Below are 17,511 nucleotides of genomic sequence, written 5' to 3' on the forward strand. Positions count from 1 at the left end.
CATGGCTCTCGACGTGACCGCCGTCCGTGCACGGTTCCCCTCCCTGTCCTCCGGCATCGCGCACTTCGACGGCCCGGGCGGCACGCAGACCCCGGCCGCGGTCGGTGACGCGGTCGTCCGCACCCTCACCGGGCCGCTGTCCAACCGTGGCGAGCTGGTGGCCAGTGAGCAGATTGCCACGTCGGCAGTGCGGGAGTTCCGCACGGCGATGGCCGACCTGCTGGGAGCCGACCCCGCGGGGATCGTGCACGGTCGCAGCGCCACGCAGCTGACCTACGACTTCTCGCGCCACCTGTCCAGGGGGTGGGGGCCCGGCGACGAGGTGGTGCTCAGCCGGTTGGACCACGACTGCAACGTGCGGCCGTGGGTGCAGGCGGCCCAGGCCCGTGGCGCCACGGTGCGCTGGATGGAATTGGACCCGGCCACCACCGAGCTGGACCTGGGCACCCTGGAGGAGGCGTTGTCGGAGCGGACCCGGTTGGTGGCCGTGACCGCAGCCTCCAACCTGGTCGGGACCATCCCGCCGGTCGCGCGGATCGCGGAGGCCGCCCACGGGGTGGGTGCGCTGCTGTGGGTCGACGGGGTGCACTACACCGCGCACGCCTCGGTCGACCTGGCCCGCCTGGGGGCTGACGCGTTCGTGTGCTCGCCGTACAAGTTCCTGGGGCCCCACTGCGGGGTGCTGGCGGCGGACCCGCGCTGGCTGGAGACGATCCACCCGGACAAACTGCTGCCCTCACCCGACGACGTCCCGGAGCGGTTTGAGCTGGGCACGCTGCCCTACGAGTTGCTCGCCGGGGTCAGCGCCGCGGTGGAGGTGCTGGCCGACCTGGCCCCCGGGGAGGCGAGCGGGCGTCGGGAGCGGCTCGTGGCCTCCCACCGGGCGCTCGCCGTGCAGGAGCGGGAGCTGCGCGGGCGGATCGAGGCCGCACTCGCGGACCACGGCGCGGACGTGGTGCTGCATTCGCGGGCCGCGGACCGCACGCCCACCCTGGCCTTCACCCTCCCCGGGCGCTCGGTGCGGGAGGCCGCACGCTTCCTCGCCTCGCGTGACGTGCTGGCGCCGGCCGGTACCTTCTATGCTCACGAGCCGGCCCGGGCGCTGGGGTTGGACGACGAGGGCGTGGTCCGCGTCGGGGTCGCGCCCTACACCAGCGACGACGACGTGGACCGGCTGCTCACGGGCCTCGCGGACTTCCTGGCGGCACCGCGCGGCTGAGTGCCCCGACCACTACCGGAGCGCCCGCATTGGTGGTTGGCTGGGGTCATGAAGAAACTCATCAACGACCCCGCCGACGTCGTCGTCGAGGCGCTCCGGGGCATGGCGGCGGCGCACCCCGACCGGCTCCGGGTGGACCAGGAGAACAGGATCGTCTACCGCGCGGAAGGGCCGCGCCAGGGCAAGGTCGGCCTGATCTCCGGGGGCGGCTCCGGCCACGAGCCGATGCACGGCGGGTTCGTCGGCCTCGGCATGCTGGACGCGGCGTGTGCCGGTGAGGTGTTCACCTCGCCGGTGCCGGACCAGATGATGGCGGCGACCACCGCCGTCGACGGTGGGGCCGGGGTGTTGCACATCGTGAAGAACTACACCGGCGACGTGATGAACTTCGAGATGGCCGCCGAGCTGGCCGAGGCCGAGAGCGGCACCGAGGTGCGGTCCGTGGTCATCGACGACGACGTCGCCGTGCAGGACTCCCTCTACACCGCGGGACGCCGAGGGGTCGGGGTCACGGTGCTCCTGGAGAAGCTGGTGGGGGCCGCGGCGGAGGAGGGGCGCGACCTGGCGGCCTGCGCCGACCTGGCGGAGCGGATCAACGGCAGCGGGCGATCGATGGGCATGGCGCTGACCTCCTGCACCGTGCCGGCCGCCGGCAAGCCGACGTTCGACCTGGCGGAGGACGAGATGGAGGTCGGCATCGGCATCCACGGCGAGCCCGGCCGGGAACGCAAACCGGTCGCTCCGGCCAAGGACGTCGCGGCGATGCTCGTCGAGCCGATCCTGGCCGACCTGGACTTCACCGGCGGTGACGGGGTCATCGCCCTGATGAACGGGATGGGCGGCACCCCGCTGCTCGAGCTCTACCTCATGTACCACGAGGTGGCGCAGATCCTGGAACGGTCCGGGGTCACGGTGGCCCGTTCGCTGGTGGGCAACTACATCACCTCCCTGGAGATGGCGGGGTGCTCGGTGACCCTGGTCAAGGCCGACGACGACCTGGTCGGGCTGTGGGACGCACCGGTCAACACCCCCGGCCTGCGGTGGGGGGTGTGAGCATGGCGAGTCTGGAGAGCTTCACCCGCTGGATCGCCGACTACGCCGAGGTCGTCGCGGACCAGGCCGGGTACCTCACCGACCTGGACCGGGCGATCGGGGACGCCGACCACGGCAGCAACATGGCTCGGGGGATGGGCAAGGCGGCCGCCCTGGTCGAGTCCGGTGAGTTCAGCGCGGTCGACGACTACCTCAAGAAGGTGGGGATGACCCTGGTCAGCACGGTCGGCGGGGCCAGCGGGCCGCTCTACGGCACGTTCTTCCTGCGGATGGCTGGTCCGCTCGCCGGGGTGGGCGACGCCGGGCCGGCCGAGATCGGCGCCGCGCTGCGGGCCGGGGTCGAGGGCGTCGTGGCCCGGGGCAAGGCCGAGCTCGAGGACAAGACGATGTATGACGCGTGGGCCCCGGCGCTGGAGGCGTTCGACGGCGCCGTCGGCGAGGGCGGCGACCTGGCGACGGCGCTGTCCGCCGCGGCGCAGGCGGCCGCAGCCGGACGCGACGGCACCGAGGGACTCATTGCCCGCAAGGGCCGGGCCAGCTACCTGGGCGAACGCAGCCGCGGTCACATCGACCCCGGCGCGGCCAGCACCACGCTGCTGCTGGAGTCTGCTGCGCGCACCCTGGCCTGACAATTCTCGTAGTGAATTTGTCCTCCCACCCCGCCTTTTCGTAGCGGATTTGCCGACCCACCAGGAGGTCACCCGTTGATCGGCATCGTCGTGGTCAGCCACAGCCACCCCCTGGCCACGGCCGCCGTCGCGCTCGCCACCGAGATGCTGGACACGGCGCAGCGACCCCGGATCGAGGTGGCTGCCGGCCTGGACGAGACGACCTTCGGCACCGATGCCGCCGCAGTCGCGGACGCCATCGGCCGGGCCGACTCCGGGGACGGCGTGCTGGTCCTGCTGGACCTGGGCAGTGCCGTGCTATCGGCGGAGATGGCGCTGGAGTTCCTCGATGGGGAGCTCGCCGCTCGGGTCACCGTCTCCAGCGCCCCGCTGGTCGAAGGTCTGGTGGCCGCTGCCGTCACCGCTGCCGCCGGCGGGGACCTGGCGCGCGTGGCCAGCGAGGCCGGCCGGGGCCTGGCCGGCAAGGTCGACCACCTAGGCCCCGCGGAGGGGGACGGCCCTGCGGAGGCAGCACACGACATACCCCCCGGGTCCGCCGGACCCGCAGAGGTGCCAGCGGACGCGGTGCGTGCCGAGGTACACGTGACCGCCCCGCACGGGCTGCATGCGCGACCGGCCGCGCGCTTCGTGCAGTGCGTCAACCTGTTCGCCGGGGCCCGGGTCTGGGTGAGCGACACGGACTCGGGGCGGGGCCCGGTCGACGGGCGGAGCCTGACCGCCATCGCCACGCTGGACGCCCGGCAGGGGCACCGGCTGGAGTTGGCCGCCAGCGGCGACGGCGCCGCGGAATTGATTGAGGCATTGGTCGCACTCGCCGAGACCGGGTTCGGGGACCAGCCGGAGCGGGCAGCACCCGCGACCCCCGCGGGGGCGGACGGGGCGCCGTTCTCGGGGCTGCGTGCTGCCGTGGGGCCCGCCCGCCGCCTCGACGCGACGGTGGACCTGAGCCGGTATGCCGCGGGAGACGCGGCACAGGAACGCCACCGGCTGGACGGCGCGCTCGCGCGTGCCCGGGAGGACCTGCTGGTCCTGGCAGAGCACACGTCGCAGCAGGTGGGGTCGGCGGAGGGGGCGGTGTTCGAGGCGCACCTGGGACTCCTGGCCGACCCCTCCCTGCTCGAGCCGGTGCAGCACGCGATCGGCTCCGGAGTCGCCGCACCCCAGGCCTGGCAGGAGCGGATCGAGCAGTTGCGGGCCGAGTTCGCCGGGCTGCCCGACGCCTACCAGCGCGAACGGGCGCAGGACGTCACGAGCGTCGGCGACCGGGTGCTGCGCGCGCTCGCGGGCGGTGCCGCCGACGGTCCGGACGGGACGCACGCGCGCGGTGCTGACGGGCCGGGCGCACCCGGGGACGACCCGGCCGTCCTGGTGGTCGAGGAGTTGGACGCGGCCACCGCCGCCACCCTGGATCCCGCAACCGCCGCCGGTGTCGTCACAGTCCGCGGGGGAGCGACCGGCCACGGCGTCCTGGTGGCACGGGCGCGCGGGGTGCCGCTGCTCACGGGGGTGGCGGCTGCGGCGTCGGTCACTGACGGGGTGCTGTTGGCGCTGGACGAGGGCAGCGGCCGCCTCGAGATCGACCCCGACGAGTCGGTGCAGGCCGAGTTCGCCGCCCTGCTGCGCGCACGGGAGCAGGAACGGGACCGGGCGCTCGCCCTGGCCCACCGGCCAGGACGGACCAGGGACGGCCACGGCGTGGTGGTCAAGGCCAACCTCGCCGCCACCGCCGAGGCGGCCCACGCGGCCGCTGCGGGGGCGGAGGGCTCCGGTCTGGTCCGGACCGAGCTGCTCTTCGGCGGCCGGACGCAGCCGCCCACCGTGGCGGAGCAGGTGGCCGCCTTCGAGGCCATCGCCGAGGCGATGCCCGGGCAGACCGTCACTATCCGGACCTGGGACGTCGGCGGCGACAAGCCGTTGCCCTTCCACCCCCAGCCGCAGGAGGCCAACCCATTCCTGGGGGTGCGCGGGATCCGATCGTTCCGCGAGGACCCGTCCCTGCTGGTGGACCAGCTTGAGGCGGTGTGCCGGGTGGCGCGCCGTCACCCGGTGCGGGTCATGTTCCCCATGGTGACGACGGTCGAGGAGGTGGACTGGGCACTGGCCCGGCTCGACGAGGCCGGAGGGCGGCTCTCCGACGGACGCCCGGACGGCCTGGAGGTCGGCATCATGGTCGAGGTCCCGGCCGCGGCGCTGCGGGCCGAGTCGCTCAGCACGGTGCTCGACTTCGTCAGCATCGGCAGCAACGACCTGACCCAGTACACCCTGGCCGCCGAGCGCGGGAGCCCGCACCTGGACCGGATCGCCGACCCGGCGGACCCCGCGGTCCTGCGGCTGGTCCGTCAGACCTGTGACGACGTCGCCGAGGGCGTGCAGGTCTGCGTCTGTGGCGACGCCGCGGGAGATCCGGACCTGGCGCTGCTGCTGGTCGGGCTCGGCGTCACCGAGCTGAGCGCCACCACGGCCTCGGTCCCCATCGTCAAGGACGTGCTGCGGCGGCACCAGCTGACCGACCTGGAGGACCTGGCCGACCGGGCGGTGCACAGTGACTCCGCGAGCGACGTCCGCGACCTGGTGCGGGCGTTCCGCGCGGGGGAGGACGCCGGGCCGGGCTGAGACGGCCCCCGGCTCAGCGCACCCCCCGCGGGCGGAACTGGATGCTGATCCGGGGCCCGACCGGCCGGGTCGTCTTGGGCACGGCGTGCTCCCAGGTGCGTTGACAGGACCCGCCCATGACGAGCAGGTCGCCGTGGCCGAGCACCCGGCGTACCGTCTGCCCGGCACCCCCGCCGCGAGGACGCAGCAGCAGGGCGCGGGGTGCACCGAGTGAAACGATCGCCACCATCGTGTCCTGGGTGGCGCCCCGGCCGAACCGGTCGCCGTGCCAGGCCACGCTGTCGCGTCCGTCGCGGTACAGGCACATCCCCGCCGTCCGGAACGGCTCGCCGAGCTCTGCGGCGTAGTGACCGCTGAGGTCCTCGCGGGCCCGCGTCAGCACCGGGTCCGGCAGCGTCTCGTGCTCGTCGTAGAACCGCAGCAGGCGGGGGGTGTCGACCTCGCGGTCGTACATGACCCGCCGCTCGCCGTGCCACGCCACTCCGGCCGGGCCGCCCAGCGCCAGCCGGGCGAACAGCTCGTCCGCCCCGGTGACCCACCCCGGGCGGATGTCGGTCCACGCACCCCGACCCAACGGCATACGGCGCACCGCGCCCCCGAGCGACCGGAGCCCGACCTCGTCGACCTGGTCCAGCAGCGAGCCCTGCAGCATCATGGACATGTGTGCGATACTAGAACAGGTGTCTAGGTTGTGTCCAGGGCTACGCTCGCGCCATGACGGACAGCCGCTACACCCACGGGCACCACGAGTCGGTGCTGCGCTCGCACCGCTGGCGGACCGCGGAGAACTCCGCGGGCTATCTGCTCCCGCGCCTGGCACCCGGGCAGCGGGTGCTCGACGTGGGCAGCGGGCCAGGGACGATCACCGTCGACCTGGCCACCCGGGTGGCGCCGGGGAGGGTCACGGCGCTGGAGACCTCCCAGGAGGTCCTGGACCTGACCGCCTCCGCGGCACGGGAGGCCGGGGTCGAGCTGGAGCTCGCGGTCGGGGACGTCCATGACCTGCCGTTCCCGGACGACACCTTCGACGTCGTGCACGCCCACCAGGTGCTGCAGCACGTCGCCGACCCGGTCCAGGCGCTGCGGGAGATGCGGCGCGTGTGTCGCCCGGGAGGGGTGGTCGCCGCGCGGGACGCCGACTACGGGGCGTTCACCTGGCACCCTGCAGACCCGGTGCTCGACGGCTGGCTGGAGCTGTACCGGACCGTGGCCCGCAGCAACGGTGGTGAGCCGGATGCCGGACGCCGGCTGCTCGGCTGGGCGCTCGAGGCGGGGCTGACCGACGTGACACCGGGGGCGAGCATCTGGTGCTTCGCCACACCCGAGGACCGGGCCTACTGGTGCGGCATGTGGGCTGACCGGGTGCGCCACTCGGCACTCGCGGAGCAGGCCCAGGCGCAGGACCTGGCCACCGACGCCGACCTGCGCGAGATGGCCCAGGCGTTCCGCAGGCTGCAGGAGGATCCCGCGGGCTGGTTCGTGGTGCCGCACGCCGAGATCCTGGCCCGGGCCTGGAACGGGGCCTGACCCGCCGGGCCCACCTGACGCGCTTCGTCGGTGCCCGGGGGGACAATGGGGGCATGCCCCTCTACCGCGACGCCGCGATCGTGCTGCGCACCCACAAGCTGGGTGAGGCCGACCGCATCGTCACCATGCTCGGGCGCACCCGCGGCAAGGTGCGTGCGGTGGCCAAGGGGGTGCGTCGCACCCGCTCCCGGTTCGGCGCCCGGCTGGAGCCCGGCATGGTCGTGGACCTGCAGTGCTACGAGGGGCGCAACCTGGACACCGTCACCCAGGCGGAGTCGCTGGCCTCCTACGGCGAGGCGATCTCCCGGGACTACGAGGCGTGGACGGCGTGCAACGCGATGCTCGAGACCTGCGACCGGCTGACCGAGGAGGGTGAGCCGGCGGTGCAGCAGTTCGTGCTCCTCGCCGGGGCGTTGAGCTCCCTCGCCGGCGCCACCCACGAGCCCGGACTGGTGCTCGACTCCTACCTGCTGCGCTCGATGGCGATCGGTGGGTGGGCTGCCAGCTTCCAGGACTGCGCCAAGTGCGGGGCCACCGGCCCGCACCGCGGGTTCAACGTCGCCTCCGGCGGTGCGGTCTGCCCCGTATGTCGTCCGCCGGGTTCGGCCGCGCCCGCGCCCGAGACGATGGTGCTGCTGGCCGCGCTGCTCAGCGGGGACTGGGCCGCGGCCGATGCCAGCGACCCCCGGCACCAGCGGGAGGGCAGCGGCCTGGTCGCGGCCTACCTGCAGTGGCACCTGGAGCGCGGGGTGCGCTCGTTGCGCCTGGTGCAACGGGTGTGACGGGGTGCCCGGGATGAAACGCACCCGACCGCCCGCCGGGGACCGCCCCGACCCGGTCCCACCCTTCCCGCACCCCAGCGGCGCGCGGCCGCCTGCGATCCCGCCCGAGCTGGTGCCGCGGCATGTCGCGATCGTGATGGACGGCAACGGCCGCTGGGCGAACGCACGCGGCCTGCCCCGCACCGTGGGGCACGAGGCGGGGGAGTCCTCGCTGCTGGACGTCATCGCCGGGGCGATCGAGATCGGCGTGCGGCACGTCTCGGCCTACGCCTTCTCCACCGAGAACTGGAAGCGTTCGGCCGACGAGGTGCGCTTCCTGATGGGGTTCAACCGCGACGTGATCCGGCGGCGCCGTGACGAGATGTCCTCCTGGGGTGTCAGGGTGGTCTGGTCCGGTCGGGCGCCGCGGCTGTGGCGCTCGGTCATCAAGGAGTTGCAGACCGCCGAGGAGATGACCCGCGACAACGACGTCATCACGCTGAACTTCTGCGTCAACTACGGCGGGCGGGCCGAGATCGCCGACGCCGTCCGGGCGGTCGGGCAGGAGGTCGCGGCGGGACGGCTCGACCCCACCCGGATCGACGAGCGCACCATCGCCCGGCACCTCTACCACCCGTCCGTGCCCGACGTCGACCTGTTCCTGCGTTCCTCGGGGGAGCAGCGCACGTCCAACTTCCTGGTCTGGCAGAGCGCCTACGCCGAGATGGTGTTCCTGGACACCCTCTGGCCCGACTTCGACCGCCGCCACCTCTGGGAGGCGATCCAGGTCTATGCCGAGCGCGACCGGCGCTACGGCGGTGCCGTGGACCGCTCCGCCGGCTCCGGGCCGTCAGCCGGCCCGCCCCGCTGAGACGGGGCTCCGGGGTCGGGGGAGAACGCCTCAGGCGACCATTCCGTGCGGGTCGATGACGTACTTCTTGGCGACCCCGGAGTCGAAGTCGGCATACGCCTGCGGCGCCTCGTCCAGGGACACCGTGGTGGCGTTGACCGCCTTGGCGATCTGCACCCGGTCGTGCAGGATCGCCATCATCAGGCCGCGGTGGTACTTCATCACCGGGCACTGTCCCGTCATGAACGAGTGCGACTTGGCCCAGCCGAGCCCGAGCCGCAACGACAGCGACCCCTCCTGGGCGGCCTCGTCGACGCCGCCGGGGTCGCCGGTGACATAGAGACCGGGGATGCCCAGCCCGCCGCCGGCCCGGGTGATCGTCATCAGCGAGTTCAGCACCGTGGCCGGTGCCTCCTGCGCGGAGCCCTCGCCGTGGCCGCGGGCCTCGAACCCGACGGCGTCTATGCCGCAGTCGACCTCCGGCACCCCGAGCAGCTGCTCGAGCTGCTCACCCGGGTCGCCCTGCGACACGTCGATCGTCTCGCAGCCGAAGCTGCGGGCCTGCGCCAGACGCTCCTCCACCAGGTCGCCGACCACGACGACGGCCGCGCCGAGCAGCTGCGCCGACGCCGCAGCGGCCAGACCGACCGGGCCGGCACCCGCGACGTAAACCGTCGAGCCCACCCCGACCCCGGAGGTCACGGCGCCGTGGAAGCCGGTCGGGAAGATGTCGGAGAGCATGGTCAGGTCCAGGATCTTCTCCATCGCCTGGTCCTTGTCCGGGAACTTCAGCAGGTTCCAGTCGGCATACGGGACGAGGACGTACTCGGCCTGCCCGCCGACCCACCCGCCCATGTCGACGTACCCGTAGGCGCTCCCGGGTCGGTCCGGGTTGACGTTCAGGCAGATCCCGGTGAGTCGTTCCTTGCAGTTGCGGCATCGGCCGCAGGCGATGTTGAAGGGGACCGAGCACAGGTCGCCCTCCTTGATGAACTCCACGCCGGGGCCGACGTCGATCACCTCGCCGGTGATCTCGTGACCCAGCACCAGGTCCGAGGGGGCGGTGGTGCGACCACGCACCATGTGCTGGTCCGACCCGCAGATGTTGGTGGTGACGACCTTGAGGATGGCCGCGTGGGGCAGGGTGCGGCCGACGTTCGCGGGGTTCACCCCGGGGCCGTCCTGCAGCTCGAAGGTGGGGTAGGGGATGTCCTGCACCTCGACGGTGCCCGGTCCCTTGTAGGCGACGGCTCTGTTGCTCGACATGGGGCTCTCGCTTCCTGCCGCCGCGGGCCGGAACACGGACGATCACGACCGCGGCCGCATCTGTGTGGGGTTCTTCCACCGTATGCCGACAGTCGCCTCCACGCGACCGGTGACCGGCCCCGTGGTGCCCTGGGGGTAAGGTTAGGGCAACCTAAGGAAAGGGAGGTCATGGTGGCCAGCACGAACACCAGGGCGACGCGCGTCAAGCCCGAGCGAGCGGGTCTGGTGACCCTGGAGGTGCTGCGCCGCGCGCAGGTGTCACCGAACTTCGCCCGGGTCACCCTCGGGCGGGGCGACATCGACCGGTTCACCCCGATGGGCTTTGACCAGTGGTTCCGGCTGTTCATCCCGGTCTCGGAGGGCTCGCTGTCCAGGCTGCCCGACAAGCTGGACACGATCTCCTACCTGAAGTACCTGACCATCAGCAAGACCGACCGCCCGGTGTTGCGCAATTACACGGTCCGGGCCCACCGGGTCGCCGAGGAGGGCCCGGAGATCGACGTCGACTTCGTGCTGCACGGCGAGGGTGAGCACGCCGGACCGGCCGCGACCTGGGCCCGGACGTGTGAGCCCGGTGACGTCGTCGCGATCCTGGACGAGGGGATCACCTTCACCCCTCCCCACGGCCTGCGGCACGGCCTCATCGTGGCGGACGAAACCGGGCTGCCGGCAGTCGCCGGGATCCTGGCGTCCCTGCCGGAGGACTTCACCGGACAGGCGTGGATCGAGGTCCCGTCGGCGGCGGACCAGCAGGACCTGACCAGGCCCGAAGGGATGGAGCTGACCTGGGTCGTCCGGGACGACCCGGCCGGCCGGCCCGGGCCGGCCGTGCTGGCCGCGGCGCAAGCCGCACCCGTGCCGCCCCGTCCCTGCTACTGCTGGGCGGCCGGCGAGCAGCAGGTGCCCGCCACGATGCGGCGGCACTGGGTGGCGGCGGGCGTGCCCAAGGAGCGGATCACCTTCACCGGCTACTGGAAGGCGCCCAAGGGCCACTGACTCGCCCCCGGCCACTGGCTGCGGGGTCCGTGCCGCGGGCCGGGGGCTCAGCGGGCGGCGCAGTCGGCGCAGTGCCCGAAGATCTCCAGGGTGTGGGCGACGTCGGTGAACCCGTGCTCCGCGGCGACCCTCTCGGTCCACCGCTCCACCGCCGGCCCCTCCACCTCCACGGTCCGGCCGCAGCCACGGCATACGAGGTGGTGGTGGTGCCCGGTGCTGCACATCCGGTAGACGGCCTCGCCCTCGTCGGTGCGCAACACGTCGACCTCACCGTCCTCGGCGAGCACCGTGAGGGTGCGGTAGACGGTGGCCAGGCCGACCTTCTCCCCGGCGTCCCGCATCCGCGCGTGCAGTTCCTGGGCCGAGGTGAAGTCCTCCAGCGTCTCCAACTGTGCCGCGACCGCAGCCTGCTGCCGGGTGGGGCGGCGCCGGGTCGTGGTCATCTGCTCACCTGCTCGGTCGGGTTGTCGGTCGGGTCGCTGGCCTCAGCGTATGCCGTGGGGGCGGTGTGCTCGTCGTAGTGGGCCCCGTGCGGGGCGTGTCGGTGGTCCCCGTGCAGGTAGTCGACGTGGTCGCCGTGTGGGATCGCTTCGTGGCCGCAGCCCGGGCCGTGCTCGTGGGGGTGTCGCTCGGCCACCCGGTGGCGGTGCGCCAGGCCCGCCCGGACCAGGCCCATGACGGCGGCGGTAGCCAGGAACAGCCCGATCGCGAGCAGCACGATGGTGCCGCCAGCGGCGGTGTCTGCGTAGAAGGAGGTCACGACGCCGCCGACCGCGGAAAGCACCCCGAAGCCCACGGCCCAGAGCATGGTGGTGCGGAAGCTGCGGGCCACCTGCTGGGCCGCGGCGTTGGGCACGATCATCAGCGCGCTGATCAGGAGCAGTCCGACGACGCGCATGGAGACCACGATGGTGACCGCGGTGAGCGCCGAGAGGGTGATGTTCAGGGCCATCACCGGCAGGCCGCTCGCGCGGGCGTACTCCTCGTCGCTGGCCACCGCGAACAGTCGCTGACGCAGCACCAGGGTGACCGTGACGATCGCCGCGCACAGGACGGCGAACACCGCGAGGTCCTCGGGGGAAGTGGTCGTGATCGCCCCGAACAGGTAGCCGGTGAGGTTGGTCGTCTGGCTGCCGTCGACCCGGTTGATGATCACCACGCCCGCGGCGATGCCGCCGTAGAACATCACGGCCAGGGCGATGTCGCCGCTGGTGCGCCCGCGTGCCCGGATCACCTCGATGGCGACCCCCGCCAGGACGGCGGCGATCATCGCGGTGAGCAGCGGCTGGCGGTCCAGCAGCACCCCGATGGCGACGCCGGCCAGGGCCACGTGTCCCATGCCGTCGCCGATCAGGGAGAGCCGACGCTGCACCAGGAAGATCCCGACGAGGGGGGAGGCGGCGCCGACCAGCAACGCGGCCAGCAGGGCGTTGCGCATGAAGTCCAGACTCAGGATTTCCGGCATCAGCGGTCCCCTCCCGGAGCGGGGGCGTCCAGCGGGCCCGAGCCGAGCCAGCGCACCGGGGCCTGGTCGTCCTCGTCCTCGTGGTGGTGCCCGTGGTCGTGCCCGTGGCCAGGGTGCGCGGGTGCCCCCGAGGAGGCGGCCGTGGCCAGCGCGGCGTGGTGCTCGGCATACGCCTCGGGGGTGCCGTCGAAGCTGACCGCCCCCAGGTCGAGCTCGATGATCCGGTCCACGATGCCGCGCAGCGCGGCGAGCTCGTGGGTGACCACGATCATGGTCACGCCCAGCGCGGCCAGGCGCCGCAGCACCGCGGCCAGGACGTCCTGGCTCGCGGCGTCCACCCCGGCGGTGGGTTCGTCCATGACGAGGACGTCCGGTCGGGAAGCCAGGGCGCGGGCGATCAGGACGCGGCGCTGCTGTCCGCCGGAGAGCGTGGCGACGTCGTCGCGGCTGCGCCCCTCCAAGCCGACGGTGCGCAGCGCCCGGGACACCCGCTCCCGGTCCTCGCGGCTGGCCGCGCGCCACCACGGGCGGTCGGCGAGCTGGCCGGTGGCGACCACCTCGCGCACGGTGGAGCGCACCGAGCCGGAGAGGGTATGCCGTTGGGGCACGTAGCCGACCCTGCTGCGGTCGCGGAATCGCTGCAGGGGGGTGCCCAGGATCCGGGCCTCGCCGGACAGGTGGTCGTTGAGGCCGAGCAGGCCGCGGACCAGCGTGGACTTGCCCGACCCATTCGGCCCGAGGAGGGCCACGACCTCACCGGCCGCGACGGTCAGCCTGAGGTCCTCCAGGACTGGGCGGCCCGCGTAGCCGAAGCTCGCGCCCCGCAGCTCCAGCGCCGGGGGCGCGCTCACGCGCAGTCCTGCCCGGTCCGCAGCGCCTCCAGGTTGGCCCGCATCACCGCGGCGTAGTCCTCGCCTGGCGACTCCTCGGTGAGGCCCTCGAGTGGGTCGAGGACCAGGACCTGGACTCCCGTCTCGTCGGCGATGACCCTGGCCAGGTCTCCGCCCAGGATGACCTCGGAGTAGATGGTGCCGACCCCGGCCGACTCCACCGTCCGGGTGATCTCGGCCATCCGGGCCGGGCTCGGCTCGGACTCCGGGGAGACCCCGGTGATGCCGACCTGGTGCAGGCCGTACTTGTCGGTCAGGTAGCCGAAGGCGGTGTGGGTGGTCACGACGGTGTCGACGGCGCAGTCGGCCAGTCCGGCGCTCAACTCCTCGTCCAGCTCGGCCAACTCGGCAGAGAACGCCTCGGCGTTCTCCCGGTAGGCGTCGGCGTTGTCCGGGTCCAACCGGGCCAGCTCCTCGCTGATCGCCTCGACCGCCGCGGAGTAGCGGACCGGGTCCAGCCAGAAGTGGGGGTCGACACCACCGTGGTCGTGGTCGTGGTCGTCGTCGTGGTCGCCCTCGTCGTGCTCGTCGCCCTCGTCGTGCTCGTCGTGGTCTTCCCCGCCGCTGGCTCTCAGGTCCACGACGTCGTTGACGTCCAGGCTGTGGTCGCCGGCCTGGGCCTGCGCGGCGTCGTCCAGGGCGGGCTGCATCCCTGCGGAGTACACGACGAGGTCCGAGCTCTGGACGGTGCCGACCTGTCGTGGGGTGAGCTCCAGGTCGTGCGGGTCAACCCCGGAGGCGGTCAACCCCACCACCTCGACGGCGCCGGTGTCGCCGGCAACCCGCTCCACGGCATACTCCAGCGGGTAGAACCCGGCCACGACGGTGAGTCCGTCCCCGTCCCCGTCCCCGGCCCCGTCGTCGGTGCCGCATGACGCGACCACCAGGGCTGTGCCCAGCAGAGCGGCAGGGAGCAGGCGACGGGGGTCAGGGGCCGGGAGCATAGCTCTATCGTCGATCAGTTGAGAATGATTGTCAAAACGACGGCGTGGCCCGGGCTGCTCAGTTCGGGACGAAGCGGGTCACGAGCACGGCCAGGACGAGGGCGAGGACGGCGATCCGCATCATCCGCAGCGACGGGGTCAGGTGCGGCCAGGACAGGTAGAGCAGCCACAGCAGCACGAGCAGGGCCAGGCCGACCAGGACCAGGCCGACGGGGCCGGCGAGGACGGCGCCCACCAGGATCAGCCCGATCATGACGACGGGAGCCACCCAGCCGGGGAGCCGGGAGAGACCGGTCAGGACCGGCATGCTGGCCCGTTCCACGGCGGCGCGCAGGCCGGTGGCGGGTGGATGGGCGTCGTGGGCGTGGCTGGGGTCGGGCACCGTCCGAGGGTATCCGCAGACGCACGTAAACTCTGCGGCATGGCAGCCACTTCAACCGTCGATACCGTCGTCAGCCTCTGCAAACGCCGCGGGTTCGTGTTCCCGTGCGGCGAGATCTACGGCGGGACGCGCTCGGCCTGGGACTACGGGCCGCTCGGGGTGGCCCTGAAGGACAACATCAAGCGGCAGTGGTGGCGGGCCATGGTGCAGTCCCGCGACGACATCGTGGGGCTGGACTCCTCGGTGATCCTGCCGCGGCAGACCTGGGTGGCCTCCGGCCACGTCGGGGAGTTCTCCGACCCGCTGACCGAGTGCCAGTCCTGCCACAAGCGGTTCCGCGCCGACCACCTGCAGGAGGCGGTCGCGGACAAGGCGGCCCGCAAGGGCAAGGAGATCGACCCCGACTCGGTGGACCTGGCCGACATCGCCTGCCCGAACTGCGGGACCAAGAACGCCTGGACCACGCCGCGCGAGTTCAACATGATGCTCAAGACCTACCTGGGCGTCATCGAGGACGAGTCGGGTCTGCACTACCTGCGGCCCGAGACCGCCCAGGGCATCTTCATCAACTTCGCCAACGTGATGGGCGCCGCCCGCAAGAAGCCGCCGTTCGGCATCGCGCAGACCGGCAAGAGCTTCCGCAACGAGATCACGCCGGGCAACTTCATCTTCCGCACCCGCGAGTTCGAGCAGATGGAGATGGAGTTCTTCGTCGAGCCCTCCACGGCCCGGGAGTGGCACCAGTACTGGATCGACGAGCGCACCCGGTGGTACACCGACCTGGGCATCAACCCGGACAACCTGCGCCACTACGAGCACCCGGCCGACAAGCTGTCGCACTACTCCGAGCGCACCGTCGACATCGAGTACCGGTTCAACTTCGCCGGCTCGGAGTGGGGGGAGCTGGAGGGCATCGCCAACCGCACCGACTTCGACCTCAAGACGCACTCGCAGCACTCGGGCCAGGACCTGACCTACTTCGACCAGGCCAGCGGCGAGCGGTACACCCCCTATGTGATCGAGCCGGCGGCCGGGCTGTCCCGCTCGCTGATGACCTTCCTGGTCGACGCCTACAGCGAGGACGAGGCGCCCAACACCAAGGGCGGGGTCGACAAGCGGGTCGTGCTGCGGCTGGACCCCCGGCTGGCACCGACCAAGGTGGCGGTGCTGCCGCTGTCCCGCAACGCCGACCTGACGCCCAAGGCCAAGGACCTGGCCACCGCGCTGCGCCGCCACTGGCAGATCGACTTCGACGACGCCGGCGCGATCGGGCGCCGCTACCGCCGCCAGGACGAGGTCGGCACGCCGTTCTGCATCACGGTGGACTTCGACACCCTCGAGGACCACGCCGTCACGGTGCGCGAGCGCGACACGATGGGGCAGGAGCGCGTGGCGCTGGACCAGGTCGAGGGCTACCTGGCGCAGCGGCTGGTCGGGTGCTGAGCCGGGGCCCGGGGGTGGGCGACGCGTGATCGAGCACTTCACCCCTGCCGAGGTCGAGGCGATGCGCCCGGCGGGCCGGTTCGTCGCGCAGACCCTCCGCACGTTGCGCGGGGAGGTGGGCGTGGGCACCGACCTGCTTGAGATCGACGACCGTGCCCGGAAGCTGATCGCCGCGGCCGGCGCGACGAGCTGCTATGTCGACTACCACCCCAGCTTCGGGGCCTCGCCGTTCGGCAAGGTGATCTGCACCTCTGTCAACGACGCGGCGCTGCACGGGCTGCCGCACGCCTACCGGTTGCGCGACGGTGACCTGGTCAGCCTCGACTTCGCGGTGTCGATCGACGGCTGGGTCGCCGACTCCGCCGTCTCCTTCATCGTGGGCCAGCCCCGGCGGGAGGACCTGCACCTCATCGAGACCACCGAGCGTGCCCTTGCCGCGGGGATCGACGCCCTGCAGGTCGGCGGCCGGCTGGGCGATGTGTCGGCGGCCGTCGGAGCCGTATGCCGGGGAGCCGGGTACCGGGTCAACCTCGAGTTCGGCGGTCACGGGGTGGGGCGGACGATGCACGGTGACCCGCACGTGGCCAACGATGGTCGCGGCGGGCGGGGCCTGCGGCTGCAGCCCGGTCTGGTGGTCGCCATCGAGCCGTGGCTGATGACCGGGACGCGACCGGATCTTCACCGATGCCGACGGGTGGACGCTGCGCAGCGCCGACGGCTCCCGCGCCGCACACAGCGAGCACACCGTCGCGCTCACCGAGGACGGCCCCCTGGTGCTCACCGAGGGCTGAGACGGCGGCGGATCGGGCGACACGTCGTCAATAGCCTTGTACCGGCACGAGGTAGCCCATACTCTCCACGCTCATGGTGCCCAACGGTGGGGAAGCAAGAGCCACCCTCCCGGAGCACGACACCGACCAGGTGATCGCCCAGTACGACGAGGAACTCCCCGCCCGGAACCTGTCCGGCCGGGTCGACCTGTTCGTCAGCGTGGCGGCGGCCCTGGTGGCGGTGTTCGTGATCCGGCAGGTGTTCGCGCCGCTGAGTCAGGGCAACCAGTACTACCTGATCCTGTTCCTGGCGTTCGTGCTGCCGCTGGTCTTCCTGTGCTACCGGGCCAGGGTCCGCCGCCCGGAGGCCAGCGACATGCCGGTCCCGGGGGCCAGCCAGCCGCGGGACAACCCCGGCCGGCTGGACTGGGTGCTCGCCAGTGCCGCGTTCCTCGCCTGTGTCTACCCCGTCGCGCCCCTCGCGATCGGCGCCTCGGGAGGCGGGTTCAACGCCTTCCTGGACCGGCAGGGTTCCCTCACCGGTCTCGACGTGGCGATGGGTGCCCTCGTGCTCCTGCTGGTGATCGAGGCCACCCGGCGCACGACCGGATGGATCCTGCCGGGGGTGTGCCTGGGCTTCCTGGCGTTCGCCTAGCTACGGGGGTTTCCTGCCGACCTGGTTCCCGGGGAGCCACGCCGGGAT

General features: G+C 72.5%; 17 protein-coding genes and 1 pseudogene. 11 read left to right on the forward strand and 7 right to left on the reverse strand.

Going from position 1 to position 17,511, the window contains the following annotated elements; genetic code table 11:
• Position 1: 1 nt before the first annotated feature.
• The 4 genes from AC1QRC_RS10790 to ptsP all read left to right on the forward strand — a co-directional run bounded on the left by AC1QRC_RS10790 (position 2) and on the right by ptsP (position 5,514).
• Positions 2 to 1,219: a cysteine desulfurase-like protein gene (locus AC1QRC_RS10790; protein WP_484203328.1), complete on the forward strand. Its 1,218-nt coding sequence runs from the start codon at positions 2 to 4 to the stop codon at positions 1,217 to 1,219.
• 48 nt (positions 1,220 to 1,267) lie between these two features.
• Positions 1,268 to 2,272 carry a dihydroxyacetone kinase subunit DhaK gene (dhaK, locus tag AC1QRC_RS10795; RefSeq protein ID WP_484203329.1) on the forward strand — a complete coding sequence of 335 codons (1,005 nt, stop codon included), beginning with the start codon at positions 1,268 to 1,270 and terminating at the stop codon, positions 2,270 to 2,272.
• A 2-nt stretch (positions 2,273 to 2,274) separates the two neighbouring features.
• Positions 2,275 to 2,901, forward strand: coding sequence for a dihydroxyacetone kinase subunit DhaL (gene dhaL / locus AC1QRC_RS10800; protein WP_484203330.1), 627 nt, complete (start codon positions 2,275 to 2,277; stop codon positions 2,899 to 2,901).
• A 75-nt stretch (positions 2,902 to 2,976) separates the two neighbouring features.
• Positions 2,977 to 5,514 (forward strand): phosphoenolpyruvate--protein phosphotransferase, encoded by a 2,538-nt coding sequence (gene ptsP, locus AC1QRC_RS10805; RefSeq protein ID WP_484203331.1) that lies wholly within the window; start codon positions 2,977 to 2,979, stop codon positions 5,512 to 5,514.
• Between the two features lie 13 nt (positions 5,515 to 5,527).
• Here the strand turns inward: ptsP and AC1QRC_RS10810 are convergent, their stop codons facing one another.
• On the reverse strand, positions 5,528 to 6,175 hold the full coding sequence (locus AC1QRC_RS10810) for an alpha-ketoglutarate-dependent dioxygenase AlkB (RefSeq protein ID WP_484203332.1): 648 nt from the start codon (positions 6,173 to 6,175) through the stop codon (positions 5,528 to 5,530).
• A 53-nt stretch (positions 6,176 to 6,228) separates the two neighbouring features.
• Here AC1QRC_RS10810 and AC1QRC_RS10815 point away from each other — a divergent pair, with 53 nt between their 5' ends.
• The 3 genes from AC1QRC_RS10815 to AC1QRC_RS10825 are packed head-to-tail and all read left to right on the forward strand — an operon-like array spanning position 6,229 to position 8,673.
• Positions 6,229 to 7,041: a methyltransferase domain-containing protein gene (locus tag AC1QRC_RS10815; protein WP_484203333.1), complete on the forward strand. Its 813-nt coding sequence runs from the start codon at positions 6,229 to 6,231 to the stop codon at positions 7,039 to 7,041.
• A gap of 53 nt (positions 7,042 to 7,094) precedes the next feature.
• Positions 7,095 to 7,823: a DNA repair protein RecO gene (gene recO, locus AC1QRC_RS10820; protein ID WP_484203334.1), complete on the forward strand. Its 729-nt coding sequence runs from the start codon at positions 7,095 to 7,097 to the stop codon at positions 7,821 to 7,823.
• Positions 7,824 to 7,836: 13 nt separating this feature from the next.
• A complete protein-coding gene (locus tag AC1QRC_RS10825) occupies positions 7,837 to 8,673 on the forward strand; it encodes an isoprenyl transferase (RefSeq protein WP_484203335.1) in 837 nt (278 codons plus the stop codon).
• A gap of 30 nt (positions 8,674 to 8,703) precedes the next feature.
• Here AC1QRC_RS10825 and fdhA read toward each other — a convergent pair whose 3' ends face one another.
• Complete coding sequence (gene fdhA, locus AC1QRC_RS10830; protein WP_484203336.1) at positions 8,704 to 9,918, reverse strand: formaldehyde dehydrogenase, glutathione-independent; 1,215 nt, start codon at positions 9,916 to 9,918, stop codon at positions 8,704 to 8,706.
• A 168-nt stretch (positions 9,919 to 10,086) separates the two neighbouring features.
• Here fdhA and AC1QRC_RS10835 point away from each other — a divergent pair, with 168 nt between their 5' ends.
• Positions 10,087 to 10,914, forward strand: coding sequence for a siderophore-interacting protein (locus AC1QRC_RS10835; protein ID WP_484203337.1), 828 nt, complete (start codon positions 10,087 to 10,089; stop codon positions 10,912 to 10,914).
• Positions 10,915 to 10,961: 47 nt separating this feature from the next.
• Here AC1QRC_RS10835 and AC1QRC_RS10840 read toward each other — a convergent pair whose 3' ends face one another.
• Genes AC1QRC_RS10840 through AC1QRC_RS10860 form a run of 5 tightly spaced genes read right to left on the reverse strand, consistent with a single transcriptional unit; the run spans position 10,962 to position 14,595 of the window.
• On the reverse strand, positions 10,962 to 11,357 hold the full coding sequence (locus tag AC1QRC_RS10840; RefSeq protein ID WP_484203338.1) for a Fur family transcriptional regulator: 396 nt from the start codon (positions 11,355 to 11,357) through the stop codon (positions 10,962 to 10,964).
• Positions 11,354 to 12,379 (reverse strand): metal ABC transporter permease, encoded by a 1,026-nt coding sequence (locus AC1QRC_RS10845; RefSeq protein ID WP_484203339.1) that lies wholly within the window; start codon positions 12,377 to 12,379, stop codon positions 11,354 to 11,356. The genes AC1QRC_RS10840 and AC1QRC_RS10845 overlap by 4 nt, the downstream gene beginning before the upstream one ends.
• A complete protein-coding gene (locus AC1QRC_RS10850) occupies positions 12,379 to 13,230 on the reverse strand; it encodes a metal ABC transporter ATP-binding protein (protein ID WP_484203340.1) in 852 nt (283 codons plus the stop codon). The genes AC1QRC_RS10845 and AC1QRC_RS10850 overlap by 1 nt, the downstream gene beginning before the upstream one ends.
• Positions 13,227 to 14,213 (reverse strand): metal ABC transporter substrate-binding protein, encoded by a 987-nt coding sequence (locus AC1QRC_RS10855; protein WP_484203341.1) that lies wholly within the window; start codon positions 14,211 to 14,213, stop codon positions 13,227 to 13,229. The genes AC1QRC_RS10850 and AC1QRC_RS10855 overlap by 4 nt, the downstream gene beginning before the upstream one ends.
• Positions 14,214 to 14,271: 58 nt before the next feature.
• Positions 14,272 to 14,595 (reverse strand): DUF6703 family protein, encoded by a 324-nt coding sequence (locus AC1QRC_RS10860; protein ID WP_484203342.1) that lies wholly within the window; start codon positions 14,593 to 14,595, stop codon positions 14,272 to 14,274.
• 39 nt (positions 14,596 to 14,634) lie between these two features.
• Between AC1QRC_RS10860 and AC1QRC_RS10865 the strand changes: the two genes are divergently transcribed.
• The 3 genes and pseudogenes from AC1QRC_RS10865 (at position 14,635) to AC1QRC_RS10875 (ending at position 17,463) form a co-directional block, all read left to right on the forward strand.
• Complete coding sequence (locus AC1QRC_RS10865; protein WP_484203343.1) at positions 14,635 to 16,038, forward strand: glycine--tRNA ligase; 1,404 nt, start codon at positions 14,635 to 14,637, stop codon at positions 16,036 to 16,038.
• A gap of 25 nt (positions 16,039 to 16,063) precedes the next feature.
• Positions 16,064 to 16,829 (forward strand): annotated as a pseudogene (gene map / locus AC1QRC_RS10870) (type I methionyl aminopeptidase).
• 73 nt (positions 16,830 to 16,902) lie between these two features.
• On the forward strand, positions 16,903 to 17,463 hold the full coding sequence (locus tag AC1QRC_RS10875; RefSeq protein ID WP_484203344.1) for a hypothetical protein: 561 nt from the start codon (positions 16,903 to 16,905) through the stop codon (positions 17,461 to 17,463).
• Positions 17,464 to 17,511: the final 48 nt, after the last annotated feature.

Source organism: Ornithinicoccus sp., assembly GCF_057176825.1.

Coding starts and splice junctions, on each gene's coding strand:
- AC1QRC_RS10790 (WP_484203328.1), top strand. CDS start 2: ATGGCTCTCGACGTGACCGCCGTCCGTGCACGGTTCCCCTCCCTGTCC.
- dhaK (WP_484203329.1), top strand. CDS start 1,268: ATGAAGAAACTCATCAACGACCCCGCCGACGTCGTCGTCGAGGCGCTC.
- dhaL (WP_484203330.1), top strand. CDS start 2,275: ATGGCGAGTCTGGAGAGCTTCACCCGCTGGATCGCCGACTACGCCGAG.
- AC1QRC_RS10810 (WP_484203332.1), bottom strand. CDS start 6,175: ATGTCCATGATGCTGCAGGGCTCGCTGCTGGACCAGGTCGACGAGGTC.
- AC1QRC_RS10815 (WP_484203333.1), top strand. CDS start 6,229: ATGACGGACAGCCGCTACACCCACGGGCACCACGAGTCGGTGCTGCGC.
- recO (WP_484203334.1), top strand. CDS start 7,095: ATGCCCCTCTACCGCGACGCCGCGATCGTGCTGCGCACCCACAAGCTG.
- AC1QRC_RS10825 (WP_484203335.1), top strand. CDS start 7,837: ATGAAACGCACCCGACCGCCCGCCGGGGACCGCCCCGACCCGGTCCCA.
- fdhA (WP_484203336.1), bottom strand. CDS start 9,918: ATGTCGAGCAACAGAGCCGTCGCCTACAAGGGACCGGGCACCGTCGAG.
- AC1QRC_RS10835 (WP_484203337.1), top strand. CDS start 10,087: ATGGTGGCCAGCACGAACACCAGGGCGACGCGCGTCAAGCCCGAGCGA.
- AC1QRC_RS10840 (WP_484203338.1), bottom strand. CDS start 11,357: ATGACCACGACCCGGCGCCGCCCCACCCGGCAGCAGGCTGCGGTCGCG.
- AC1QRC_RS10845 (WP_484203339.1), bottom strand. CDS start 12,379: ATGCCGGAAATCCTGAGTCTGGACTTCATGCGCAACGCCCTGCTGGCC.
- AC1QRC_RS10855 (WP_484203341.1), bottom strand. CDS start 14,213: ATGCTCCCGGCCCCTGACCCCCGTCGCCTGCTCCCTGCCGCTCTGCTG.
- AC1QRC_RS10865 (WP_484203343.1), top strand. CDS start 14,635: ATGGCAGCCACTTCAACCGTCGATACCGTCGTCAGCCTCTGCAAACGC.
- AC1QRC_RS10875 (WP_484203344.1), top strand. CDS start 16,903: ATGGTGCCCAACGGTGGGGAAGCAAGAGCCACCCTCCCGGAGCACGAC.